Here is a 23,203-nt window from a genome sequence, read left to right as displayed (position 1 = left end):
AGAACACAACCTGAATTAGCCAACCCCAAAAAGCCAGAAGCCCGCTGTTACGCGGGCTTCTGGGCATTTTTGCTAGATCGTACCGGGCAGTGCCGGACGCGGGGTCATTTACATTCGATTATGATTTGAAGTCTGGCGTGAACACACGACGTTGTTTGGCATTAGACACCAGAATTCTCGCCCTAAATGGGTGCCTAGGTGCAGTAGGCCACTACGATTCCAATCGTTGAGTTTTGGATAAACCCGCAGATCTCATTTGTATTTCTTGTTCACCTTGATCGGTGACTCGTGCTCGTCAAACTTACTGACGATTCCGTCCCGTTTGAGACGCTCAAGCAGTGCGCGATCGGCGGAGGTGTTCGGGATGTGCGGCTTATCGCGCCCCACCGTCGTCAGCTTCGGATAGTCGCCGTCGAGCGCCATCAACACCGTGAAGAGCTGCTGGCGACTGATCGACGCTAGGTGAGGTTCGAGTAGCAGTACGATCTGCTGCGCTGTGACGCCTCCTTGCGCCATTTTCTGCACGGCAACTGGAGGGAGCTGGTACCTATTCTGAGTAGCGAATCTGGCTAGCTCTTTGAGCCCTCGCGATTCAGCCACTTCCGCGTATTCAGCGGCCTGCTTTAGTATCACCTCCTTGATTGCGGAGTTGACCTCATCGCTTGCTAGGAGCATCGCAAGATCAGGCTGCACAATTTCCGGTGTCATGTAGCTGGAGAACTTCTTCGACTCACGAATAAATGCTTTGCGCGTCGGCCAATCCGTCTGTGCAAGGTGCTCATAGGAATCCGCATCGTCCGCAATGATGTCGTGTTTGAGTAGCAGCGGGAAGAGTTCTCCTGCCTCCGCCTCGATATCATCAACATCAAGGTAGCTATCCAGGCTCAAACTCGCGACCAGCTTTGAGCGTAGCGCTGCGGATGGAAGCTGATCCGTTGCCGCAAGTATGGCGACCGCCAACGAAGTCTTCGACACCTCGTCAGCGGTGCTGATCTCTGTAATCTCGCCAGCAGCAGTCAGAATCGTCGCCAGCGCTGCATCGACCGATCCAAGGGTCTCGACGTAGCGGCTGACGTTGCTAAATGTTGCTGGAACTCGCTTATGTTCGGCCAATGCCGGCCACGCACCTTCAGACACTTCTGCGAGATCAGCAACTTCACAATCTGGGGCTGCACGCTCGATCACAGCACCAAGGTTAACCGCATCCTGCTCAAGCACATCTTCGATCACCCAGAGGAAGTTGTCGTTTGCATCGATTGTCGCAGACGCAAACTCAACAGCCTTCAGGTAGGTGCTCACATGCTTGAGCACATAATCGTACACCGTCTCGTTGGCTGCACTGATGACGTCGAGCGCAACGGTTACCGTATTGCCGATGGCGATCGCAAGGTTCTCATGCGTTACCTCGTACAGGTTGCGTGATACAAACGATTGGCGAACTTGCAGCCCCAGCGGCTTCAGACGAGGCAGAATAATGCTCGCTGCCGCGAAGAGCCTGCTAATACGCTCTGCCTGGGCCGGATCAGTGGAGTCCGACGTAAGCGCCGAAAACTCAACATAGTGTGCTGACAGGTACTCAGACACCGCAGTATCAGTTCGTGGCTTTGGAACTGGGAGGTGCGCCAAGGCAACGTTTACCAACTCCAGTTTTGAAGCATCATCCAAGTAAGCTTGGCTCACAAGATAAGTAAGCGCTTGCGTTGAGACTACCGCAAACTGCTGAACAAACAGCCTGCGCTGCTCCCCAGTCGCGAGGTACGCCTGCAGAAACCTCGTCTGGCTATGCCCGAATTCAACCAGGGAACGGGTCATTATTTCGGCTGCCTGAATGTCGGTCGCCAGAAGGCGGTCGAATATGGCGATGTTATAGAGCGCCGGCTCCCTCAATGCGTTCTTACCTCGCTCACGAACCACGGCATCCACGTCGTCCGGGAGAAGTTCGAAATGCTCGTCCATCAGGCCTCGTTCGACGTGGTGGATGATGAAGTTAGTCGCAGCAGTGCTCACGCGATTCCCGTGGAACGTTGACGTGTACAGCGTGAAGTTGCTGTTGATGTACTTGGCCCGGACGAGCTGGTAGGCCAGGCCCGATTTCAGCAACGCCCTCGCGGTCGTATCTAAAGACTGCTTGCTCGACTCATAATCGACGAGAAACTCCGGTCGCTTTACGAGATCGCCGAGGTCGGCGCTCCGCAGGAACTTGATGTCCTCCACCCCCACTTCGATCTGCTCACTCAGCGCCTCACGATCCACCTCGTTCCAGCTGTCGACGTTTAGAGAATCACCAAGCGCGGCTGCAATGCTGTCACGGCTGAACGACAACACCTGACCGTAATTACGGTTTCGCCACTCAAAGACTTCGTTACCGTCGAGCAAAGCTAGGTCTTTCCAAAATGGCGCCCCTTTGAGATCGTCTAACGACCTCACTTTGCCTGCAAGCGTATATGTCGAACCCTGGTTGTAATAACCGACAGCCTCAATTGTCCGTAGCACATGCGCGATCAGGCGCTCACCCAACTGCACGCTGCGTGTAGCGGCCCCATCGATCTGTGTAAGTCGCTGGCGAAGCTCGCGACGCTCGCCCTCAATTCGCTTGATGTTCTCGGTCACAAGCTTTCGGCTTACCTCATAGAGGATGTCCAGCTTGCTCGTACCGAGCCGGATCGTTTCGAAATCCGTCAGGTGCGTGCTTTTGTAGAGCATCATCGCAAACAGGTCGGTCTCGCTCAACTTGAGCTGTTCGCCGTCGCCGGAGAAGATCCGGTCGTGAAAGACGATAAACTCGTTACGGACGTTCTTGAGCAAGCGCATATCCGGGACATACCGCGCCGCCAAATCGAGTAGCTCCGGAGCTATCTCATACTTGACCTCACCTAGCAGCTGTACCGCCAAGTTGCGAGCACTCCGGTGCGTGATAAAGGGAACAACCGGGATGACCAGATCGAAGAATTTTGTGCGGTTAGCACGCACAGTCTCAGCCTGCGCCGGATCGTCCATTTCGAGCACGTTCGGCTCAAGCTTGCGACCTTCCCCCTCCAGACCGATGCGGTCGAAGATGCTGTCCTTGATGGCATAGATGAAACGGATCGGTTTCTCGACCTGAGGCGAAGAATTAAGCAACGTGTTCAGTGCTCGGAGCGTCTCGAAGATGTGTGAGTCGTTGAAGCGGTCGATATCCTCGAAGATCACGACGTCACGGTCTGAGACATCAAAGAAGTAGACGATCTCGTCGAGATACTGATCGAAGTACGATACGGAGTTGTCTTCGAGAGTTACCGTTGCCGAGCCTGCTGAAAACTGCTTGATGTGGAGCTTTCCGTAGTAACGCCAACGCACCAGCAGCGCAGCGCCCGCAGCCACGCCCCACGCAATCATGTGAGCCCAGAGCCCTACATCTGCCAGCGGAGTGAGTACAGAGGCAATCTGTGCTGTCCACCCGGTGAGCAGGAAGATGACAGAGATGGCAAGCCCCAACAGCGCCGCAGTCCCTATCTCCCGTATCCATCGAAAACGCTCAATCCGTCGAAACCGGGATGCAGGTGTCTTGCTCGGATCTTCTCGGTAGAGCAGCTGCTTGACGATCTCCTGTTGGATACGGTTGGTCGGCGTTGTCGCCTGGATAGGTACCGACTCATCAAGTTTGGATGCTTCGATCGGCGCAAGTGTCGACAACGAGATCTCGACGACACGACTTTCCTGTCTTCGAGCGACTTCCCGCAAGATGCTGCTTTTGCCTACTCCGTAGTTTCCCGACAGCGCGATGTTACGGATCTGATCGTCCGCAAGGGCAGCTTCGATGGCTGCGACATAAACGCCGTGCTCCCTTTGTAGGTATTTAGGCGTAAGCGGAACCAGGTTCCACGACTCCCCAGAGGCAGACTCCTTTTGAGCACTCATGCTGCTTTCAACTCATCGTTGAAGTAGCGTCGCGACGTCATCACCAGATAGGAAAGCTGTCGCTCCCGCAAAGACTTGACCAAGTTTGGCGTCCAATGGCTATTGTGCGTCTCGCACAAAGGTACCCCACACAATCTGCCGTGCATCACATGCCCTCCTGGCTACAACTACTGGATTGCGGAAATATCGCACATCTTTCTTGATAGTCGGGCATATCGATCCGCTGTGCATGAGAAAATCAGGCCCGCAATCCGTCCCGGTCAGGAAGGCCTGCCCCCCTGCTCGACGCCGTTGCAATGCGGAACATGTCGGCAGGCGCTCATGCGGAACGAGGGAGTCATCGGGAATAAGAAACGGGAAGTCAGAAAGAAGAAAGCCCGCAATTAAGCGGGCTTCGTGTTTCCTACCAGTCGCTGCCGCTAAGCGGCAGACGCGGGATCATTCCCACTCTATTATCAACAGACGCCATGAAAGCATGTATTTAGTGGCTTTCAAGGAACTAATTTTTTCAAAACCATGAAAAATACCCTGAAGGATAAAAATCACTTCTGAGGGCTAACGTCGCCAAGATACATGCAGCAGAAAGGAGACGCATCAGCACGGCAAGCTCAAAAGCTGCTCCCTCAGCGCAGACTTCGGCAAGCAATACGATGGCATCGACGGGCCAGCCTGAAAAGCCTCTGCCACTGCCTCATCGTGACCAAGATCTCTCACGTTCTTATCTCTGGCATATCATCTGAATGAATCGCCCCCCATTTCCAGAGATCCTCAAGCCTCAAGATGGTCCCCAACGGCGGTGAGACCGTCCTCTTTTCGCCAGTTTCAAGCCACAGCGAAGGGCCGCTTCTGGCCGACTCCTGCCTGTCGAGGGAGCAAAGCGTGCTGGTCAATTCCAATGGATATAAACGGCTGGCCAGTCGCTGCAACTTTCAAACCCAGCGACATAATCCTTTTAGCCTCTACACGACACCCGCTTTATTGTCGGTCTCATAAGCGCCCACCAGCAACACACCGCGCTTGGGCGTACACGCCAGCAACGCCGTGGCGCCAAGCAAGGCTTGTGCTTCCTGCAGGCGCTCTGGCAGCAGCAGGCCTTCGGCGGCATTGAAATCGCCCGCCAGTATCAGCGTGTGCTCATGCTCGGCGACAGGCACCCAATCCAGCTGGCTCAGGCGCTGGCGTAAAGCCGCCAGCGCAGACTGATGAAAGTCTGCCCGCTGCGCGACATCCACCTCACTGGCCGACACATACGCCACGGTTTCGCCCTGATCGATGGCATACGCCAGCAACGGCGCCTGGGCGGGCGATACCGACACAGACAACGGCGAAAGAAGCAGACCATGCTCATTGGCCTGCTCTTGCCAGGTGGCGGCTTTCAACAACGGCGTGACGACGTTGGACATCCCCTCAACCCCGACGATGAGGTGACGAATAGGGCTTTTTCCAGGTGAAGCACTGAATATCGCCGGCAGGCTGGTGGTAGACCACCCAGTCGCCACTCACCTCGATGGTATTGGCAATGGTCCCGGCCGATGCCTGCCAAACCTCCGCGCCGGTGTACTTGTCCCAGGCGCGGGGTCGGCGCTCCTCCAGACCGAACACAAGGTCGCCATCGGTATTCGCGGCGAGCATTTCATCGTTGCTTTTGCGTGCCCAAAGCTGGACTCCATCAACCGTGGATAAGCAGAGTACGAAGCCGCTGCTGTTGACGTTACTCAAGAGGACGGTGCCGCCACGGGCGCTGATGTAGCGCGGAAATGCCTGATTTTTGTACTTCATGCCAGCCAGTAGCGTTTGCATGAACGCGGTATTGAAGTAAGCAAACTCGCCGACGAGGGTGAAAGAGGTCAAATCAATGACCAGTACATGATCACCTGCCAGCACGTAGAGCGTGTCGCCGTCACGCGAAGTCGGAGCCAGGGTAACGCCAGGCGCAAACTCGAAACGGTCCAGAGGAATTTCGAGCTTCACGGTTTTTTCAGTGAGTGAGTACACACAGAAAACCGGAGCAGACAGTCGTACTCCGTAAATCAGGCCGTCAGCGGCCGGCATGAAATACTGGATATCGATGTCAACATGATCGACCACCTTGCCGTTCTCGACGATATCCAGGCCACGGCTGTAGTCATTCCAGCCAAAAGCGCGGTAAATCCGTTTGCCGTCGTAGACAAAGCGGCCGTCGATTGCCCATTCAGGGTTGGCGACCGCTTCATGCTCGCTGTAACGCGGCTGCCAGTCAGTCACATCGATCAGTTCGGGGGATTCCCCATAGACATACAACAAGCCACTCTTCAGAAACATCGGGCGCCAGCGTGGCTCCGACTTGCGGCTCAGACGTGCCGGCACATCGTCCTCTAGGCCGTTGTACCGAGGCAGGTCAAAAGCCTTGAAGTAACGCTCACCCTCGGCGTCTTTACTGCTGTACAGCACATACAGTTGATCACCACCAATAGCGGTGGATACCACACCGTTGAATTTCTGCGCAAAGCGAAAGGTCGCTTTTTTCGCGGGGATACCTACTGCCATTTTATTTGCCCTTAGTCGTCAACGGGTCAATGACCTCGGAAAGCACTTTAAAGGAAATATCTTTCTTGCAATCAAAACCCGCGCTCGGGAACGGCTTGATCGCCTGCAGGCAAGCCTCAATAACCCACGTCTTGCGCTGGTTAACCTTAGCCGGTGTGTCGAACGCATCCTTCATCCACTCAGCTGTAGATAGACATTCGTCATCTAGGGCAAGCTGATGTGGCAGGCAGTTATTAGCTTCGTGAATCTAGCTGAAAAAGGGCAGCGGATCCGTCCGACAACAAATGGAATTGACCGCCCTTACAAGGTACAGAGCATACTGCGAGCAAAATGGGGGCTGCGGCTAGCATTGACCGCTATAGGCCAACCCCGACCCGCTGGCCACAGGCGGAAACCGGCCTATTGGCGACCGGCAGCTTTTGGCCGATAGCGGCCTGTCATCTACATCTGCTCTTGGCCGGTAGTTGCCCCTCGTCACCGGCGACTGCTATCGACCCAAAACGAACATCCGTCGCAGCGCACGCTCTGCACCACGTTGGGTCCGGTTATACCTCGGCTTGTTAGCCGAACCGAGCGGCTCTAAGATCGAACCATCTCAAGGTCATAGCCGGCCATGCGCTGCGCTGTGGATGGCAACAAAGGATCCTTCAGTGAAAATTCGAGAAATGTTTTGCGGGCTGGCCATATTGGCGATGGCCAGCCCGGTACTGGCGAACAAGTACATCATCGACATGCAGGGTGAATCGCCCAACCGCGTGATCGTGTATGCCAATGCGGAGGATATCGCCAGACTGGGTGGCAGTGCATTCTCCCAAACGCTGATCCGAGGGATGGAGCTGGAACTGGTCTACGAGGCGGCGGACAAGCCTCATTGGACGGTCATGGCGGCGCAATTCGAATGCCCCAACATGAATCGCATGATCATGCCGGACTTGAACGGAAGCAATGTGCGGGTTCCGAAAGATGTCGAGATCAAACTTGCATCCTTGCCGGAGGTAGACACCATCAGGTTCCGTTCCAATGGAGGTGGAACCTGGTCCCGGAAGAAGGACAGGTACGATGCAACACAACCCACGGATTGGCAGACGACCTCGAGCTACACCTTGCTGCAGGCCTATCGCATTGCCTGTCAGCCGGATGCTTTCTCGAGCGCACTGCAGGCGTCGGGTAACCCGGACCGCTCCATCAATAACGAACTGCTTGCAAAAAATATGGAAGGGCTGGGCATCCATGTTTTGGGCGCGGTTCCGATAGGTACTGGTGAGGATGCGGCGGATTTCACCTGGAAGCACATCTGGAAGGACGCGGTACGTCCACCCTCGGTAGCCGCGCGGGAAATGACGCCGGATGAAATCGCCGGACTCAAACGAAACATGGCCGAGCTCAAGTCGAGAGTTGACCGTGAAGCAGATGAGACCAATGCAACGCTCAAGAAGCTTGGCGGAGAACTTTCCTTTACCACCAAGGCTGCGCAATTGCGCGGCAAGCGCAAGCTGTCGCGGGCCGAGTCAACGCTGGTCCAGCTGTGGGTGGGGAAGACAGAACACGATGTGGTCGTGGCGAACGGGCCGCCGGCAATCAATGATGCCGGTGGGATGCGCTTTCTTTCCTACGGCAGTTCGTACGACAACCAGGTGCAGTGGGTGAATGCTTTCAATGGCGCCCCAATGGGCACGGCGGGCGGTTGGCAGTATTGCAACGTGCGCTATGTCCTGATGCCGGACGAGTCGGACAACGTATACAAGGTTGCCGATGTCCGGGTGACGGCTGACTCTGCAGGGGATACCCGCGGCATGCATGCCTGCGCCGACATCATGAACGCGCCCGGCCAATAGACGGCACGGTAAGGCGGTGTAACGTACTGCCCCGGAGCTGTCGTCCGGGGGCTTACTTTACCCGCACCGCCATGCATTCCTTCAAACGCCTATAGGCGGCCTGCACGGCAATGGGTTTTATATCGACCATGGACTTGCCATCCATGCCGATGGTGTAGTGGGCAGTGTCGCTTTTATCCTTCAGAACCGAGTCAAACTTGAGCGACAGGATGAAACCCCCTCCCTGGCCGTCACTGCCGGGTATCTGGTAGGCCCCGACATCAGCATTGCCTAGCCCATTGCCGAATGTGACTCTTACGGTCTTAGGGGCTTTTACCTGGGGAATGTCCTTGCTGTTGAACCACAGCATCCCGTCGCCTTTTTTGGCCATGTCGGCATCCCACGGATCTGCAATTTTCAGCGAGGCCGTCTCGGTGATGAAACCTACGGAGCACTGGTAGCCATCGTTCACCGCCTTGTGCGACAGCACCCAAATGCCTTCCTTGCCTTTGTAGAACGGCGTGTTTGCCATTTTCCCATCATTCGCCGAATTGCCACCACCCAACAGTTCCGTTGGTACCTGCGCCATCAAGGCCGTAGGAAGCAGTGCAAGCATGCATGCGGCGATGCGGGGGCGGAGTTTCATGTCGGCGTTCTCTCGAGGCGGTCTGCACATGTGGGAACGACCTGCTGGCCGTCGTGTGGCTTCGGTACATTCTGCTGGAATGCCCTATTAGCGGCAAGCACGGGTGGCCGGCGACCAGCAGCGTAGCCAGTGTAGTGGGCAGTGCACACAGCCGAGCTTGTGCGCGCGGCTGTGCCCCATGGGAGTACCCGTAACTTGGCTGAAGTGATGGACTGGGAATTTGATGGATATGTCCCCGCTTGACGTGACCAGCGAGGGTTGCTGTTCGCTACTACTGGTGTGCTGCGATCACTGGCTCTCCAAAGCAGGGGTCAGAGTAGGAAGCACCCCAGAAAAAAGGGGACAGATTTATTTTCCTCCATTGCTCTGACACTCTGCCCAATGCAGCTGTTGAGATCCGGGCACTTGGCCACGCTCGTTTCGGCCTGATACATCGCAATCATCAGAGTGTCCGTCATGGCGTTAATCAGGTGCTTCCTATCTTCCACGGTGATGATCCCTACGAGATTGGCGGTTGCCTTTTGACTTACTAGGGCTACGAGAATATCAGACGCAAAAAGCCCGCAATTACGCGGGCTTTTGGTTTTCCTGACCACTTACTACCGGCTTACACCGGACGCGGGGTCATTCCCACTCAATGGTCGCTGGCGGCTTACTCGACACGTCATAGGTGACGCGGGAGATGCCGTCGATCTCGTTGATGATGCGACCGCTGACGGTTTCCAGCAGTTCGTACGGCAGGTGCGCCCAGCGAGCGGTCATGAAGTCGATGGTTTCCACCGCACGCAGGGCCACGACCCAGGCGTAACGGCGGCCGTCACCGACCACACCGACCGATTTCACCGGCTGGAACACCACGAACGCCTGGCTGACCTTGTGGTACCAGTCGGCCTTGCGCAGTTCTTCGATGAAGATGTGGTCGGCACGACGCAGCAGGTCGGCGTACTCCTTCTTCACTTCACCAAGGATACGCACGCCCAGGCCCGGGCCCGGGAATGGGTGACGGTAGACCATGTCGTACGGCAGGCCCAGTTCGAGGCCGAGGCGACGCACTTCGTCCTTGAACAGCTCGCGCAGCGGCTCGACCAGCTTGAGGTTCATTTCCTCGGGCAGGCCGCCGACGTTGTGATGCGACTTGATCACATGGGCCTTGCCGCTCTTGGCGCCAGCGGACTCGATCACGTCCGGATAGATGGTGCCTTGCGCCAGGAACTGGATGTTGTCGAGTTGGCTGGCCTGGGCATCGAACACGTCGATGAAGGTACGGCCGATGATCTTGCGCTTCTTCTCCGGGTCGGCTTCGCCGGCCAGGTTGTCGAGGAACTGCGCTTCAGCGTTGGCGCGGATCACCTTGACGCCCATGTTCTCGGCGAACATGGCCATCACCTGCTCACCTTCGTGCAGGCGCAGCAGGCCATTGTCGACGAATACGCAGGTCAGCTGATCGCCGATGGCCTTGTGCAGCAGCGCCGCGACCACCGAGGAGTCCACACCGCCGGACAGGCCGAGCAACACGTTGGCATCGCCAACCTGAGCGCGCACCTGGGCGATGGCGTCTTCGGCGATCTTCGACGGCGTCCACAGGGCTTCACATCCGCAGATGTCGATGATGAAACGCGACAGAATGCGTTCGCCCTGCTTGGTGTGGGTGACTTCCGGGTGGAACTGCACGCCGTAGTAACCGCGCGCATCGTCGAACATGCCGGCAATCGGGCAGCTCGGCGTGCTGGCCAGCACGTGGAAACCAGCCGGGATCTCGGTGACCTTGTCGCCGTGGCTCATCCACACGTCCAGGCCGAATACGCCATCGGCGTCGACATGGTCTTCGATGCCGTCGAGGATGCGGCTCTTGCCGACCACATCGACGCGGGCGTAACCGAACTCGCGCAGGTCGGAACCGGCCACTCGGCCGCCAAGCTGCTCCGCCATAGTCTGCATGCCGTAGCAGATGCCGAATACCGGCACGCCGAGGTCGAATACCGCTTGCGGGCAACGCGGGCTGTTGGCTTCGTGTACCGACTCCGGGCCACCGGCGAGGATGACACCGCGCGGTGCGAATTCGCGAATCGCGTCATCGTCCATGTCGAACGGGTGCAGTTCGCAATACACGCCGATCTCGCGCACGCGGCGAGCGATCAGTTGGGTGTACTGGGAACCGAAATCGAGGATCAGGATGCGGTGAGCGTGAATGTCGAGGGCCATGACTAGTTCTCGTCAGTGGTAAGCAGAAACAACGCGGGGCTGTCGATAACAGCCCCGCTTACAGGTATTACCGAAGCATCAACCTACCCGGTAGTTCGGCGCTTCTTTGGTGATCTGCACGTCGTGGACGTGAGATTCAGCCATGCCGGCACCAGTGATACGGACGAACTCAGGCTTGGTGCGCATCTCTTCGATGGTCGCGCAACCGGTGTAACCCATGGAGGCACGCAGGCCGCCCATCAGCTGATGGACGATGGAGCCCATGGCGCCCTTGTAGGCCACGCGGCCTTCGATGCCTTCAGGCACCAGCTTCTCGGCACCGGCAGCGGAGTCCTGGAAGTAGCGATCCGAGGAGCCCTGAGCCTGGGACATGGCGCCCAGCGAGCCCATGCCACGGTAGGCCTTGTAGGAGCGGCCCTGGAACAGTTCGATCTCGCCCGGAGCCTCTTCGGTACCGGCCAGCATGGAGCCGATCATCACGCAGGAAGCACCGGCAACGATGGCCTTGGACAGGTCACCGGAGAAACGGATACCGCCATCGGCGATCAACGGAATGCCACTGCCTTCCAGCGCGGCGGCAACGTTGGCCACTGCGGAGATCTGCGGCACGCCAACACCAGCGACGATACGAGTGGTGCAGATCGAGCCAGGGCCGATGCCGACCTTGACTGCATCAGCACCTGCTTCGGCCAGTGCCAGTGCGGCGGCGCCGGTGGCGATGTTGCCGCCGATCACCTGGATGTCCGGGAAGTTCTGCTTGACCCAGCGCACGCGCTCGATCACGCCCTTGGAGTGGCCGTGAGCGGTGTCGACGATGATCACGTCGACGCCGGCATTGGCCAACGCGGCAACGCGGTCACCGGTGTCGGCGCCAGTACCGACAGCAGCACCCACGCGCAGACGACCCTGGTCATCCTTGCTGGCCAGCGGGTAGGCCTTGGCTTTTTCGATGTCCTTGACGGTCATCATGCCCTTGAGGGTGAAGGCATCGTCGACGATCAGGACTTTCTCGATACGGTGCTTGTGCAGCAGATCGCGAACGACGTCCTTGGCAGCACCTTCCTTGACCGTGACGAGACGCTCTTTGGGCGTCATCACTTCACGGACGGTCGCATCCAGGCGGTTTTCGAAACGCACGTCACGGGAGGTGACGATACCGACCAGCTCGCCATTGCTCAGCACGGGTACGCCAGAGATGTTGTTCTGGCGCGTCAGTTCGAACAGGTCACGTACGGTGGCGTCGGCTTCGATGGTAATCGGATCCTTGACCACACCGGCTTCGAACTTCTTGACCTTGCGCACTTCGGCAGCTTGCTGCTCGATGGTCATGTTCTTGTGGATGATGCCGATGCCACCTTCCTGCGCCATAGCGATGGCCAGGCGGGCTTCGGTCACGGTATCCATTGCTGCGGACAGCAGCGGAATATTCAGCTCGATGCCGCGGGTAAGGCGAGTCTTGAGGCTGACGTCCTTCGGCAGAACATCGGAGAAACCGGGGATAAGTAAAACGTCGTCGAAGGTAAGAGCTTCTTGACTGATACGCAGCATGGCGGGGGCTCCCAGACGGGAAAATTGGAAGCGCGCCATTATACCGAGTCAGCCCCTGTCACTCAATGTAAAGAATGGATATCGACCGTTCGGCAATTAATATCAATGATTCTCAGCTGGCGGGGAACCGATGAGAATTCCCGCAGCCTGATCTATTCAGGCTCAGGGAAGAGCACCCCTTTCTATCGCGGCACCACGCCGCAGGCTGGACTGAGCGCCAGCAGGTCACGCGCAACTACTTGCAATCGCCGCTCTCAGGCCTGCACCGCCGCAACCGGATACCCCAGCCGCTCGGCGAACTCTTCGAGAAAGGCCGGCGTGAACCGTGCATCCGCCCAGCCATTGAAGATAAAGCCCAGATTGGAAAAGCCGCAGGGCTGCAGGAACAGAAAACCGTTGATGTCGTCTTCGTGCCTGCATTCGGGGCACGTGAAGTTATCGGTTTCCCCCGGCGTCCATTCGTCCAGGCTTTCGAACAGCGCCTCGCCGACCTCCTTGCGGCACTCTGGGCAACCGGCTTCTTCGAGAAAATCATCGACGGGCGTATAGATGCAGCGCCGGTAGATGACTTCCAGCCCATTGACGGGCTGACCAAATGGCAGCCGCTCGGCGAACTCGACCACTCTGCTCGCCCCTGGCGCGATGGCGTAGGCCATGCCACTACGCCCGCAGGTGGTTGGCAGTGCCTCGACGATATCGCGCTTGGCCAGCCAGCGAAGGATCTGCTGCGCCTTGCGCTCATGGCCGGGGAAGTTGGAAATCCGCGGAACGACGATACTCTGAGTTGCCATGCCCTTGCCTTCCGGGAACCTTAAACCGCGAAGCTTAGGGGTTGCCGGCAGCGGATCACAAGCCGCATGACGCTGGGCCGACGGCCTGCAACGTGGCAGGCCGTAGGGAAAGCGGCGGTTAGCGGCAGGCCAGTTCGCTGGCCTGGCGGCGTTGAAAGTAGCGCTCGCGCAGGTTGTCGTAGGCCAGGTTGTAGCCCAGGGTGTAGGGCAGGAAGAACAGGATCAGGCCGATATCCAGGAAGAATGCCGCCACCAGGCTGATCGACAGCCACCAGGCCGCCAGCGGCACCAGCACCAGAATCAGGCCTGCCTCGAACAGCAAGGCGTGGCTGATTCGTGCCCACAGGCCGCGCTCGAAGCCCATGCGGCGCTGGGCGGCGTCGAACATCACGTTGAAGATCATGTTCCAGAGCATGGCGATGGCCGAGAACATCAGCGTCAGGGCGCCCATGTGCGCCAGGGACTTGCCCATGGCCCAGGCCAGCAGCGGTGCGCACACCACCACGGCGATCACTTCGAACAGGGTTGCATGCAGCACGCGCTCCTTAAAAGAGCGGCGGGCGATATGATTGGACTGACTCATTTCTGATGACTCGCAAGGTAACGTCGATGGCGCTATCCTCATCGGAAAAACAGCCAGAGCAAAGTTGCCAGCCATCGGCAAAACCGATATGAACCTCTCTCCCGAATCTCTCCAGGCGTTCGCCCAGGCGGCCGCCACCGGCTCGTTCAGCGCGGCGGCCAGGCGCCTGGGCAAAAGCCAATCGACGGTCAGCGAATCCATTGCACGACTGGAAATCGACCTCAACGTCAGCCTATTCGAGCGTGGCGCACGCAAGCTCACCTTGACCGAGGCGGGCTGTAGTCTGCTTAGCCGCGTACAGGATGTGCTGGCAGCTTCCGACCGCTTGCTGCGTCAAGCTGGGCAATTGGCTGCAGGCCTGGAGCCCAAGCTGACGCTGGTTTTGTCAGATGCCTACCAGGCCAGCCAATATCAGGCTCGCCTAGTGGAGCTCGATCAGCGCTACCCGGATCTGGAGTTCGAGTGTTTTTTCGCCGAGCACGCTGATGTTCTCGACTTGGTCGGCCAGGGCCGGGTCAATCTTGGCCTGCTCGCTGCCCAGCCCAGCTACCCGCCGGAACTGGCCCACGCCAGCCTGGCCGATTGTGCAGACTTCGGCCTGTTCGTCGCCAGAGGGCATCCGCTCAGCCAACTGCCACGAGTCACTGCGGATGATCTGGCCCACTGGCGCGTACTGCGCCTGAGCACTGTGGCGAAGCAGGAGGAAGAACTGGACGATCTGCCGGGCAGTGGCGGGCGCTGCTGGTCGGCGCCGGACTACCTGCTGCTACTGGAGATGGCCACGCTGGGCTTTGGCTGGGCTGCCCTGCCTCGCCAGTTGGTGATCGGCCATGGCGGCGACCGCCTGCAGGAACTGGCCATCAACGGCTGGCCCAAGCAGGTTTCGGTGGACGTGGTGTGGTCGCGGGAACGGCCGCTGGGCCCGGCAGCGGCCTGGTTGCTGGAGCGGTTACTGAGCAACTGAATGCTCTATCGCGCCACGAAACACCTCGCACGCACTCACTTACCAACAAGAGCCCATCGCCATGCTCACGGTCATAGCCCAGGATTTCATCAACGTTGAACACATCGCCGACGTACTGCCGCTGTACGCCGAACTGGTTCGCAAAACACGCGAAGAACCCCTTTGCCTGTCTTACGATTTGCATATCGACCAAAAGGATCCAGGACACTTCGTTTTTATCGAAACCTGGCCGGACAAGGCCGCGTTGGACGTGCACTGTAGAACCGAACATTTCAGGACGCTGGTACCGAAAATCGACAGTTACCAGCGCCAGCCTGGCACCTTTCTGTTGATGGACACCTTTGCCGAACCAGGCAGCAAAACCGAGCGCTGACCTGAAAGCTGTGCCCATCTGGAAGCCTGCAACCAGCCTGATATGCTGCGCAACCCGTCAAGGAGACACCCATGATCACCTGTTACCTGCGCTACATCATCGACCCTTACCAACTGGCCGAATTCGAGCACTACGCCAAGCTGTGGATACCGCTGGTGGAGAAATTCGGCGGCCAGCATCACGGCTACTTCCTGCCCTCGGAAGGCAGCAACAACGTGGCCCTGGCGCTGTTCAGCTTCCCCAGCCTGGCCGCCTACGAGGAGTACCGTGAGCGTTCAATGCAGGATGCCGAGTGCCTGGAAGCCTTCGCCTATGCCCAGCAGAACCGCTGCATCATCAGTTACGAGCGCAGCTTCATGCGCCCAGTGGGCATAGCGCCTCGATAACGTCAGAACTCACCGGCGTAACAAACCGGTGAGCTGCTGTCCCCTCGCCGCTCCAGCTCATCCTCGAGAAAATCTTGCAGCACCTTGGCGTTGTTATGCTCGGTATCCCGTGCGGCGTACAGCAAGGTCAGGTTTCCCTCTGCGGCGCGGGCCAGCAGCCCCTGCCAGAACTCAGGGTGAGCGGCCAGCTCGCGGCGATAGGCATCGCGAAACGTCTCGTACGCCTCGACCTGATGCGCGAAGCTACGGCGCAACTGCGCTGACGGTGCCACGTCACGCAGCCATTGATCATGTGGCAGTACATCCTTGCGGCAACCTCGTGGCCATAGGCGGTCGACCAGCACCCGGTAGCCGTCACCCTCCTCCTCTAGTTCGTAAACGCGTTTGCAACGGATCATCGTCAGCGTCCCTTGAGATTGCCAGGCGGCCTCGGTAACGTGGCCGCTCGCAAACGGAGAGCCACATGCCTATCAGCCTTAAACACCTAGTGTTCACCCTGCTGCCACTGTTCGCCAGTTGCGCGGTGTATACGGGCAAACCCGTGGATCCGGAAAAATCACAGACACGCCTGCAGGGCGAACTGACCCGTGAAGCCGATCAACTGTGGTTCAAACCATGCGAGGATCCACGCCGCTTCGCGATCAGCGAAGGCAATACCGGCATCACCCAGGACAGCAGCGAGCTGCTCGGCGATGGCCATTCGGCTCTGTTCGCCGACCTGCGCGGGCAGATGGGGCCGACCAAGGTCAGCGGCGCCGACGGCGGCTTCGAGCTGAGCCGCGTCTATCGGCTGCAGGGTGAGGGCCACGGCTGCGACGACCCCAACTTCAAGCGCACACTGCTGCGCGCCAGCGGCCAGGAGCCGTTCTGGAGCGTGACCGTGAGCAATCAGGGCATGGTACTCAGCGGCCCGGATCACGAGCCCCTGGCACTGCCCTACATGGAAGAGCAGCTGCCCGATGGTCGCACCAACCTGACCAGCGAAGCCAATGGCCAACGCGTCGAGCTGTGGATCGCGCCGCAGCGTTGCGTCAACACCATGAGCGGCGCGGTACAGCATCTGAGCGCCGAGCTGCGCCTCAATGGCAAGCTGATGCGCGGCTGCGCGGCATTCGGCGGAGCGCGTAACGACTGATCACAGTCACTGCTGGCACGGGATGTGTCGCAATCGGGCGGCGCATCCCGCTAGAGCAGGATGCCTTTGTCTTTGGCACGCTCATGGCACAGCTGCAGCACCTGACGGCGCTCGGTGTTTTCCATGCGGCTCCAGCGGGTGATCTCGTCGACGTTGCGCTGGCAACCGATGCAGATGTCCTCCTCGTCCAGTGCACAGACATGCACGCAGGGCGAGGCGACAGGACGTTCGACGGTTTGCATCAGTCTTCCTGCTCGGCCAGCTCGGCGGCGTAGCGCCGTGCGTTCTGCACATAATGCGCGGCGCCGGCTTCGATCAGTTTCCTCTGCTGTTCGGTGAGCTCACGCACCACCTTGCCCGGCGAGCCCACCACCAGCGAACCATCGGGAATTTCCTTGCCCTCGGCGATCAGCGCATTGGCGCCAATGATGCAATGCTTGCCGATGCGCGCACCGTTGAGCACCACGGCATTGATACCGACCAGGCTGTAATCGCCAACCGTACAGCCATGCAGCATGGCGTTATGACCGACGGTCACGCCCTTGCCCAAGGTCAGCGGCGAGCCGAGATCGGTGTGCATCACCGCGCCGTCCTGCACATTGCTGTTCTCGCCGATATGAATCAGCTCGTTGTCGCCACGCAGTACGGCGCCGAACCACACGCTGGCGCCTTCATCGAGGCGCACGTTGCCTATCACCGTGGCATTGGGAGCGATCCAGCTTTGCGGGTGCTGTTCGACGCGGGCGTTGCCCAGACGGTATTTCATGGCAGAGGTCTCGGAGCAGGGCTCACTTGAGGTGAATGTAATGCTCGGGCGGGCGCTGCATGTCGATGCCAGCGTCGTAAACCAGATTGACCAGTTCCACCAGCATGATCGCCGTCAGCCCCCAGATCTTGTACTCGCCATAGCGATAACTCGGCACGTACCAGCTGTGCCCGAGATAATCGATACGATGGGTGACCTCGCGGGGGTCGTTGCGAAAGAACGCCAGTGGCACGGAAAACACCGCAGCGATCTCGCCATCGTTGGCCTGGTAGTCGACGAAGTCAGGCACTATCCCGACATAGGGTGTGACCTGAATGCCGTGCCTGGAGACCAGCGTACTAAGCGGCCCGACGATCTCCACCAGCCCGGGCGGCAGGCCGATCTCTTCCTCGGCCTCGCGCAGGGCGGTGTCGATCAGGTCGCGGTCTTCCGGGTCGCGGCGGCCACCGGGAAAGGCGACTTCGCCGCCGTGGGTGGACAGACCACTGGCGCGCAGGGTGAGCACCACTTCGGGCTCGTCGCTGCGGGTGATGGGCACCAGCACCGCAGCCTCGGGAAAACCCTCCTGGGCTTCCATGAAGTGCGGGCTGTAGCCTCGAACGCGTTGGAGTAACTCGTCCAGCATGACCATTCTCGGAATTCTTCTGCGCCGGATAATGGCATGAAAAAAGCCTGGAACCCACCCTTTCACACCCTACGAAAAACTCGTGAGCTAGGATCATGCAAGGCAAAAACAGGCGAGAAAGCGGAATGTACTTTTGTACATGAGCATTTCGAGCCTGTTTTTAACGCAGCAGGGCCGACGCGCAGCAGTTTTTTCAGCTTTTCAGGCGATAGCCGGTTTTAAAGATCCAGCCAACGGTAAGGATGCACACCAGCAGAAAGCCGAGAATCATCCCCAGGCTGACCAGCACGTTGACGTCGGATACGCCATAGAAGCTCCAGCGGAACGCACTGATCAGGTAGACCACCGGGTTGAACAGGGTCACCGTCTGCCATACCGGTGGCAGCATGCTGATCGAGTAGAAGCTGCCACCGAGAAAGGTCAGTGGCGTGACGATCAGCGCCGGAACGATCTGCAGCTTCTCCCAGCCGTCGGCCCACACGCCGATGATGAAGCCGAACAGGCTGAAGGTCAGCGCCGTGAGCACCAGGAAGGCGAGCATCCAGAACGGATGGAGAATCTCGAAATCGACGAACAGCCGCGCTGTGGCGAGGATGATCAGGCCGAGCACGATTGACTTGGTGGCCGCCGCGCCCACGTAGCCGAGGAGAATTTCCAGGTAGGAAATCGGCGCCGACAGCACCTCGTAGATGGTGCCCGAATACTTGGGCATGTAGATGCCGAACGAAGCATTGGAGATGCTCTCGGTCAGCAGCGCCAGCATGATCAGGCCGGGGATGATGAAGGCACCGTAACTGACGCCGTGCACCTGGGTCATGCTCGAACCGATGGCCGAGCCGAACACCACGAAGTACAGCGAGGTGGTGATCACCGGGGTGGCGATGCTCTGCAGCAAGGTGCGCCAGGTACGGGCCAGCTCGAACAGGTAGATGGCGCGGATCGCGTAGAAATTCATGTCCGATCCCTCACCAGACTGACGAATATGTCCTCCAGCGAACTCTCGCTCGACTGCAGATCCTTGAAGGCGATGCCGTGCTGCGCCAACGCCTGCAGCAATGCGGCGATGCCGGTGTCCTCCTGCTGGCCGTCGAAGCTGTAGACCAGCTCATAGCCGTCGTCGCGCAATTGCAGGTCATAACGCTGCAGCGCGGGCGGCAGTTCGCTCAACGGCTGCTGCAGGTGCAGGGTCAGCTGTTTCTTGCCGAGCTGGCGCATCAGGGTGTCCTTGTCCTGCACCAGAATGATCTCGCCCTTGCGGATCACGCCAATGCGATCGGCCATCTCCTCGGCCTCCTCGATGTAGTGAGTGGTGAGGATGATGGTCACGCCGCGCTCGCGCAGCTTGCGCACCATTTCCCACATGTTGCGGCGCAGCTCGACATCGACCCCGGCGGTCGGCTCGTCGAGGAAGAGGATTTCCGGTTCGTGGGACAGCGCCTTGGCGATCATCACCCGGCGCTTCATGCCACCGGACAGTTCGAAGATGCGTGCATCCTTCTTGTCCCACAGCGACAGGTCGCGCAGCAGTTGCTCCAGATACGCGTTGTCTGGCGCCTTGCCGAACAGGCCACGGCTGAAACGCACTGCCGCCCAGACACTCTCGAACCCTTCGTTGAACAGCTCCTGGGGCACCAGGCCGATCTTCGAGCGGGCCGCCCGGTAATCGCGCAGGATGTCGTGGCCACCAACCGTCACCGACCCGCTGCCGGGGTTGACGATGCCGCAGATGATGCTGATCAACGTGGTCTTGCCAGCGCCATTGGGGCCCAGCAGCGCGAAGATCTCGCCCTTGTGGATGTCCAGATCGATGGATTTCAGCGCCGGATGGCCGGACGCATAGGTTTTGTTCAACTGCTGAATAGAAATGACCGGTTGCACGGCATTGCCTTGATCCTGAAAACAGTCGGCCATTGTAAAGAAATGCTACAAGCACCGCTGCCCCACTCGGCGGCGCAAGCGTAATCACTGGAGTTTAATGCACCTCAACAGTGCCCGGATGGGCTGAATTCGGAACACGGGCACGACAAGGCAGTCCGATAAAAGGCACACTCCCGCACTTCACAATGAACCCTTCAGATACAAGGATCATGCAATGGCTTTCAAACACCTGATTGGCGGCGCTGCTCTGCTCGCCGTGCTCGCCGGCTGCAGTTCGACCGACACAGCGCCCACCCAGGCCTCGAAACCCGCCCATAGCGATGGCACCTGCAGTGCCGCAGCCGCCCAGGGCCTGCTCGGCCAGGAGGCCACCGCCGAAATCGTCGAACAGGCGCGCCAGCAGTCCGGGGCACGCACCGCACGGGTACTCTCGCCTGGCGACATGGTGACCCTGGAATACGATTCCCAGCGCCTGAACATCGACATTACCGAAGCAGAAGTGATCGAACGCATCGCCTGCGGTTAAGAGCACGCAGCGCCTACTAATCTGCGGCACAATCGGGCCACCTCCCCCGCCAAGGATCGGATCTGGCCCATGCAGATAGATGAAGAACTGACGCTGAAGAAGCTGGAAATTTTTCTGGCCTTCATGCGTAGCGGCAACCTCTCCCGGGCGGCCAATGACTTGGGCACCAGTAATGTCAGCGTCCACCGCGCCATTCATTCGCTGGAAAGCGCCTTGCGCTGCCCGCTCTTCAAACATGAAGGGCGTAACCTGATTCCTCTGGAAAGCGCTTACGTGCTCGAGGAAAAGGCTCAGAAACTGGTACAGGACGTCGTCGACACAGTGCGCCTGACCCGAGAAGCCGCTGGGTTCTCGGCAGAACGTTTCAAGCTCGGCTCACTGTATTCGCTGACGGTAAAAACCGTGCCGCAGTTGATCATGGGCCTGAAGATACGGCGCAGCGAGTTGAATATCGACCTGATCCTGGGCTCCAACATCGACCTGATGTACAAGCTCAAGAACATGGAGTTAGACGCGACGCTGGTCGCCCTGAATGATTGCGACCCGCCCTCCGACTGCGAGCAGTTGCCGCTATTTTCCGATGATATTTTCCTAGCCGTACCGGTCGACTCACCCTTCGCCGAGCAGGCCGAAGTGGATCTGGCTGATCTGCGCGAATCCACCTTCATCACCCTGACCCAGGGTTTTGCCACTCACCAGGATGGTGTGCGGGTCTTTCAACAGGCGGGGTTCGAACCCAACGTGGCCATGCAGGTGAACGACATCTTCACCCTGCTCAGCATGGTCAGTTCCGGCGTGGGTTACGCACTGCTGCCCGGGCGCATCGCGGCAGTCTACGAGAACCGCGTGAAGCTGATTCCGCTGCAGGCCAAATATCACCTGCAGCAGCATATCGGCGTGGTGTTCCTGAAAGCCAAGGAGCGCGATCCCAACTTGCTCGCGCTCCTTGCCGAGTGCCGCATGTACAGCCTCGGGCTGAATGCCTGAGGTCAAACCGGTGGGTTACATCCAGCCCGGCACGACGAACAGTAGCCAGGCCAACAGCGGATCGAAGGCCACCACCAGCCCGCTATAGACGAGGAAACGACGGAACAACGCTTCGCGTTCTTCCTTCGCCGCCGAAGCCACCACCAACGCGCCATTGGTGGAGAACGGGCTGACGTCCACCACCGTGGAGGACACCGCCAGCGCACAGATCACGCCCGCCGCGCTGAGCTGGCCCTGCATCAGGAACGGTACCGCCAGCGGGATCGTGGCACCCAGTACGGCCGCCGAAGAAGCGAAAGCGGAGACAATGCCACCGACATAGCAGACCAGCAGTGCACCCAGGAGCGGAATGCCAATGGCACTGACGCCATGGCCGACGAAGTCGACCGCACCGGCCTTCTGCAGCACGGCGACATAGGTCACCACGCCGCTGATCAGCAGTACCGTGGACCAGCTGATGCCGTCCACCGCGCCCTTTTGCGCGGACGGCGAGATTATCGCGATGGCGACGGCGACGGTGATCGCCACCAGGCCCACGTTGAGGTCATACGCCAGTGCAGCGATACCCAGGCCCAACAGACCGACCAGCGTGATCAGGTGATCACGGTTGATGCGTACTTCGTCCAGCGCCTGCGGATCATTGGACAGGGTGCCACCACCGGCACTGACCACCGCACCATGGCCCTCGATAGCGAACTGCCGCGACGACGCCTGCACGCCGGCGATCAACGGCTCATCGGCCACAGCACGGCCGCGGCGCAGCAATGCGATGCCGCCGAAGGCGAAGAAGCAGATGAACGCCATCAGCAGGTTGAAGCCGAGACTGGTGAGGAAAACGGCCATTTCCGTGACCTCCAGCCCTGCCTTTTGCACCACCTGATTGGTGATGCCGCCATACACGCTGATCGGCGAGAACCCGCCTGCCTGCGCGCCGTGGATCACCAGCAGGCCCATCATCAACGGATTGATCTGGTACTGCTTGGCAAATCGCAACGCTACCGGGCCGATGATCGCGACCGCCGCCGGGCCCAGTGCGCCAAAGGCGGTAAGCACGCCGGTGACAATGAACATCACCCATGGAATGGCCACGATGTGCCCTCGCACCGCCTTCACCGCCCAATGCACCAACAGGTCGATGGTGCCGTTCTTCTGGGCGATGGCGAACAGATAGGTGATACCGACCAGGGTCAGGAACAGATCGGCGGGGAACCCTCCAAGAACCTCCTTGCCACCCATGCCGACCCAGATGCCGCCGACGATGAACGCCAGTGCAAAGCCGACGGCGCCCATATTGATGGGCAGGGCCGTGGCCACGATGAACATGATCACCAGACCGATGATCGTTGCAATTTCCGGACTCATACGCCCTCCCCAGACACCTGGTTCGCTTCATCCGATGGCGACCCGCCATCCATGGGTACCGCCTGGCTGTGCGATCCTGCGCGCCCGCTCATGCGCGCACCCAGGCCGCCTGCCCCCATTCCAGGACGCCCTCCAGCGTGATGACACCGGCCAGGTGTACAGATGGCAAGTAGAGCTACACCGTAGATGACCAT

The 23,203-nt window shown here is 59.1% G+C and carries 23 protein-coding genes; 7 read left to right on the top strand and 16 right to left on the bottom strand.

What is annotated here, in order from left to right; translation table 11 throughout:
* Positions 1–252: 252 nt before the first annotated feature.
* The 4 genes from K5Q02_RS11995 to K5Q02_RS11980 form a co-directional block, all read right to left on the bottom strand.
* Positions 253–3,897 carry a YobI family P-loop NTPase gene (locus K5Q02_RS11995; RefSeq protein WP_225839507.1) on the bottom strand — a complete coding sequence of 1,215 codons (3,645 nt, stop codon included), beginning with the start codon at positions 3,895–3,897 and terminating at the stop codon, positions 253–255.
* A 959-nt stretch (positions 3,898–4,856) separates the two neighbouring features.
* Positions 4,857–5,300 (bottom strand): hypothetical protein, encoded by a 444-nt coding sequence (locus K5Q02_RS11990; protein ID WP_042552000.1) that lies wholly within the window; start codon positions 5,298–5,300, stop codon positions 4,857–4,859.
* Positions 5,301–5,304: 4 nt separating this feature from the next.
* Positions 5,305–6,423 carry a hypothetical protein gene (locus K5Q02_RS11985; RefSeq protein WP_042552001.1) on the bottom strand — a complete coding sequence of 373 codons (1,119 nt, stop codon included), beginning with the start codon at positions 6,421–6,423 and terminating at the stop codon, positions 5,305–5,307.
* 1 nt (position 6,424) lies between these two features.
* On the bottom strand, positions 6,425–6,598 hold the full coding sequence (locus K5Q02_RS11980) for a hypothetical protein (RefSeq protein ID WP_156152632.1): 174 nt from the start codon (positions 6,596–6,598) through the stop codon (positions 6,425–6,427).
* A gap of 475 nt (positions 6,599–7,073) precedes the next feature.
* Here K5Q02_RS11980 and K5Q02_RS11975 point away from each other — a divergent pair, with 475 nt between their 5' ends.
* Positions 7,074–8,258: a hypothetical protein gene (locus K5Q02_RS11975; RefSeq protein WP_225839505.1), complete on the top strand. Its 1,185-nt coding sequence runs from the start codon at positions 7,074–7,076 to the stop codon at positions 8,256–8,258.
* 52 nt (positions 8,259–8,310) lie between these two features.
* Here K5Q02_RS11975 and K5Q02_RS11970 read toward each other — a convergent pair whose 3' ends face one another.
* The 5 genes from K5Q02_RS11970 to K5Q02_RS11950 all read right to left on the bottom strand — a co-directional run bounded on the left by K5Q02_RS11970 (position 8,311) and on the right by K5Q02_RS11950 (position 14,007).
* Positions 8,311–8,883 (bottom strand): hypothetical protein, encoded by a 573-nt coding sequence (locus K5Q02_RS11970; protein ID WP_225839502.1) that lies wholly within the window; start codon positions 8,881–8,883, stop codon positions 8,311–8,313.
* A gap of 624 nt (positions 8,884–9,507) precedes the next feature.
* Positions 9,508–11,085, bottom strand: a complete 1,578-nt coding sequence (gene guaA / locus K5Q02_RS11965) for a glutamine-hydrolyzing GMP synthase (RefSeq protein ID WP_225839499.1) — start codon at positions 11,083–11,085, stop codon at positions 9,508–9,510.
* Positions 11,086–11,163: 78 nt separating this feature from the next.
* The gene (guaB, locus tag K5Q02_RS11960) at positions 11,164–12,633 is read right to left on the bottom strand and encodes an IMP dehydrogenase (RefSeq protein ID WP_225839496.1); all 1,470 of its coding nucleotides are present in this window, start codon (positions 12,631–12,633) and stop codon (positions 11,164–11,166) included.
* 254 nt (positions 12,634–12,887) lie between these two features.
* Entirely contained in the window at positions 12,888–13,424 is a 537-nt protein-coding gene (locus K5Q02_RS11955; protein ID WP_225839484.1) for a sugar ABC transporter ATPase, read from the bottom strand.
* 118 nt (positions 13,425–13,542) lie between these two features.
* A complete protein-coding gene (locus K5Q02_RS11950; protein ID WP_225839482.1) occupies positions 13,543–14,007 on the bottom strand; it encodes a multidrug/biocide efflux PACE transporter in 465 nt (154 codons plus the stop codon).
* Positions 14,008–14,095: 88 nt separating this feature from the next.
* On the opposite strand from K5Q02_RS11950, the gene K5Q02_RS11945 reads away from it, so the two are divergent.
* The 3 genes from K5Q02_RS11945 to K5Q02_RS11935 all read left to right on the top strand — a co-directional run bounded on the left by K5Q02_RS11945 (position 14,096) and on the right by K5Q02_RS11935 (position 15,730).
* Positions 14,096–14,971 carry a LysR family transcriptional regulator gene (locus tag K5Q02_RS11945; protein ID WP_225839480.1) on the top strand — a complete coding sequence of 292 codons (876 nt, stop codon included), beginning with the start codon at positions 14,096–14,098 and terminating at the stop codon, positions 14,969–14,971.
* A 61-nt stretch (positions 14,972–15,032) separates the two neighbouring features.
* Positions 15,033–15,344, top strand: coding sequence for a putative quinol monooxygenase (locus tag K5Q02_RS11940; RefSeq protein WP_225839471.1), 312 nt, complete (start codon positions 15,033–15,035; stop codon positions 15,342–15,344).
* A 71-nt stretch (positions 15,345–15,415) separates the two neighbouring features.
* Positions 15,416–15,730 (top strand): NIPSNAP family protein, encoded by a 315-nt coding sequence (locus K5Q02_RS11935; RefSeq protein ID WP_225839470.1) that lies wholly within the window; start codon positions 15,416–15,418, stop codon positions 15,728–15,730.
* Positions 15,731–15,732: 2 nt separating this feature from the next.
* Here the strand turns inward: K5Q02_RS11935 and K5Q02_RS11930 are convergent, their stop codons facing one another.
* Complete coding sequence (locus K5Q02_RS11930) at positions 15,733–16,128, bottom strand: DUF488 domain-containing protein (protein ID WP_225839468.1); 396 nt, start codon at positions 16,126–16,128, stop codon at positions 15,733–15,735.
* A gap of 65 nt (positions 16,129–16,193) precedes the next feature.
* Here K5Q02_RS11930 and K5Q02_RS11925 point away from each other — a divergent pair, with 65 nt between their 5' ends.
* Positions 16,194–16,865: a COG3650 family protein gene (locus K5Q02_RS11925; protein WP_225839466.1), complete on the top strand. Its 672-nt coding sequence runs from the start codon at positions 16,194–16,196 to the stop codon at positions 16,863–16,865.
* Between the two features lie 50 nt (positions 16,866–16,915).
* On the opposite strand, the gene K5Q02_RS11920 is transcribed toward K5Q02_RS11925, so the two are convergent.
* The 5 genes from K5Q02_RS11920 to K5Q02_RS11900 form a co-directional block, all read right to left on the bottom strand.
* Positions 16,916–17,107, bottom strand: coding sequence for a DUF1289 domain-containing protein (locus tag K5Q02_RS11920; protein ID WP_225839457.1), 192 nt, complete (start codon positions 17,105–17,107; stop codon positions 16,916–16,918).
* Complete coding sequence (locus K5Q02_RS11915; RefSeq protein WP_225839455.1) at positions 17,107–17,631, bottom strand: gamma carbonic anhydrase family protein; 525 nt, start codon at positions 17,629–17,631, stop codon at positions 17,107–17,109. Before K5Q02_RS11915 ends, K5Q02_RS11920 begins: the two co-directional genes overlap by 1 nt.
* Before the next feature lie 22 nt (positions 17,632–17,653).
* Positions 17,654–18,256, bottom strand: a complete 603-nt coding sequence (locus K5Q02_RS11910; protein WP_225839453.1) for a CoA pyrophosphatase — start codon at positions 18,254–18,256, stop codon at positions 17,654–17,656.
* 193 nt (positions 18,257–18,449) lie between these two features.
* Positions 18,450–19,211, bottom strand: coding sequence for an ABC transporter permease (locus tag K5Q02_RS11905; protein ID WP_225839451.1), 762 nt, complete (start codon positions 19,209–19,211; stop codon positions 18,450–18,452).
* Positions 19,208–20,134: an ABC transporter ATP-binding protein gene (locus K5Q02_RS11900; protein ID WP_225839671.1), complete on the bottom strand. Its 927-nt coding sequence runs from the start codon at positions 20,132–20,134 to the stop codon at positions 19,208–19,210. The genes K5Q02_RS11905 and K5Q02_RS11900 overlap by 4 nt, the downstream gene beginning before the upstream one ends.
* Positions 20,135–20,348: 214 nt before the next feature.
* Between K5Q02_RS11900 and K5Q02_RS11895 the strand changes: the two genes are divergently transcribed.
* Entirely contained in the window at positions 20,349–20,660 is a 312-nt protein-coding gene (locus K5Q02_RS11895) for an I78 family peptidase inhibitor (protein WP_225839449.1), read from the top strand.
* Positions 20,661–20,729: 69 nt separating this feature from the next.
* Entirely contained in the window at positions 20,730–21,647 is a 918-nt protein-coding gene (locus K5Q02_RS11890) for a LysR family transcriptional regulator (RefSeq protein ID WP_225839447.1), read from the top strand.
* Between the two features lie 15 nt (positions 21,648–21,662).
* On the opposite strand, the gene K5Q02_RS11885 is transcribed toward K5Q02_RS11890, so the two are convergent.
* Positions 21,663–23,009 (bottom strand): SLC13 family permease, encoded by a 1,347-nt coding sequence (locus tag K5Q02_RS11885; RefSeq protein ID WP_225839445.1) that lies wholly within the window; start codon positions 23,007–23,009, stop codon positions 21,663–21,665.
* Positions 23,010–23,203 lie beyond the last annotated feature (194 nt).

The sequence above is a fragment of the Pseudomonas sp. MM211 genome, from assembly GCF_020386635.1.
Lineage (GTDB): Bacteria > Pseudomonadota > Gammaproteobacteria > Pseudomonadales > Pseudomonadaceae > Aquipseudomonas.
Note: the sequence above shows the minus strand (reverse complement) of the source record. Positions and strands in the feature narration are given on the sequence as shown.

What these genes read in the sequence shown, in the direction of transcription:
- K5Q02_RS11915 (WP_225839455.1), bottom strand. Translation starts at nt 17,631, where the DNA reads ATGAAATACCGTCTGGGCAACGCCCGCGTCGAACAGCACCCGCAAAGC.
- K5Q02_RS11910 (WP_225839453.1), bottom strand. Translation starts at nt 18,256, where the DNA reads ATGCTGGACGAGTTACTCCAACGCGTTCGAGGCTACAGCCCGCACTTC.
- K5Q02_RS11970 (WP_225839502.1), bottom strand. Translation starts at nt 8,883, where the DNA reads ATGAAACTCCGCCCCCGCATCGCCGCATGCATGCTTGCACTGCTTCCT.
- K5Q02_RS11940 (WP_225839471.1), top strand. Translation starts at nt 15,033, where the DNA reads ATGCTCACGGTCATAGCCCAGGATTTCATCAACGTTGAACACATCGCC.
- K5Q02_RS11990 (WP_042552000.1), bottom strand. Translation starts at nt 5,300, where the DNA reads ATGTCCAACGTCGTCACGCCGTTGTTGAAAGCCGCCACCTGGCAAGAG.
- K5Q02_RS11945 (WP_225839480.1), top strand. Translation starts at nt 14,096, where the DNA reads ATGAACCTCTCTCCCGAATCTCTCCAGGCGTTCGCCCAGGCGGCCGCC.
- K5Q02_RS11935 (WP_225839470.1), top strand. Translation starts at nt 15,416, where the DNA reads ATGATCACCTGTTACCTGCGCTACATCATCGACCCTTACCAACTGGCC.
- K5Q02_RS11985 (WP_042552001.1), bottom strand. Translation starts at nt 6,423, where the DNA reads ATGGCAGTAGGTATCCCCGCGAAAAAAGCGACCTTTCGCTTTGCGCAG.
- K5Q02_RS11890 (WP_225839447.1), top strand. Translation starts at nt 20,730, where the DNA reads ATGCAGATAGATGAAGAACTGACGCTGAAGAAGCTGGAAATTTTTCTG.
- K5Q02_RS11905 (WP_225839451.1), bottom strand. Translation starts at nt 19,211, where the DNA reads ATGAATTTCTACGCGATCCGCGCCATCTACCTGTTCGAGCTGGCCCGT.
- K5Q02_RS11920 (WP_225839457.1), bottom strand. Translation starts at nt 17,107, where the DNA reads ATGCAAACCGTCGAACGTCCTGTCGCCTCGCCCTGCGTGCATGTCTGT.
- guaA (WP_225839499.1), bottom strand. Translation starts at nt 11,085, where the DNA reads ATGGCCCTCGACATTCACGCTCACCGCATCCTGATCCTCGATTTCGGT.
- K5Q02_RS11955 (WP_225839484.1), bottom strand. Translation starts at nt 13,424, where the DNA reads ATGGCAACTCAGAGTATCGTCGTTCCGCGGATTTCCAACTTCCCCGGC.
- K5Q02_RS11930 (WP_225839468.1), bottom strand. Translation starts at nt 16,128, where the DNA reads ATGATCCGTTGCAAACGCGTTTACGAACTAGAGGAGGAGGGTGACGGC.
- K5Q02_RS11925 (WP_225839466.1), top strand. Translation starts at nt 16,194, where the DNA reads ATGCCTATCAGCCTTAAACACCTAGTGTTCACCCTGCTGCCACTGTTC.
- guaB (WP_225839496.1), bottom strand. Translation starts at nt 12,633, where the DNA reads ATGCTGCGTATCAGTCAAGAAGCTCTTACCTTCGACGACGTTTTACTT.
- K5Q02_RS11995 (WP_225839507.1), bottom strand. Translation starts at nt 3,897, where the DNA reads ATGAGTGCTCAAAAGGAGTCTGCCTCTGGGGAGTCGTGGAACCTGGTT.
- K5Q02_RS11950 (WP_225839482.1), bottom strand. Translation starts at nt 14,007, where the DNA reads ATGAGTCAGTCCAATCATATCGCCCGCCGCTCTTTTAAGGAGCGCGTG.
- K5Q02_RS11895 (WP_225839449.1), top strand. Translation starts at nt 20,349, where the DNA reads ATGGCTTTCAAACACCTGATTGGCGGCGCTGCTCTGCTCGCCGTGCTC.
- K5Q02_RS11885 (WP_225839445.1), bottom strand. Translation starts at nt 23,009, where the DNA reads ATGAGTCCGGAAATTGCAACGATCATCGGTCTGGTGATCATGTTCATC.
- K5Q02_RS11980 (WP_156152632.1), bottom strand. Translation starts at nt 6,598, where the DNA reads ATGAAGGATGCGTTCGACACACCGGCTAAGGTTAACCAGCGCAAGACG.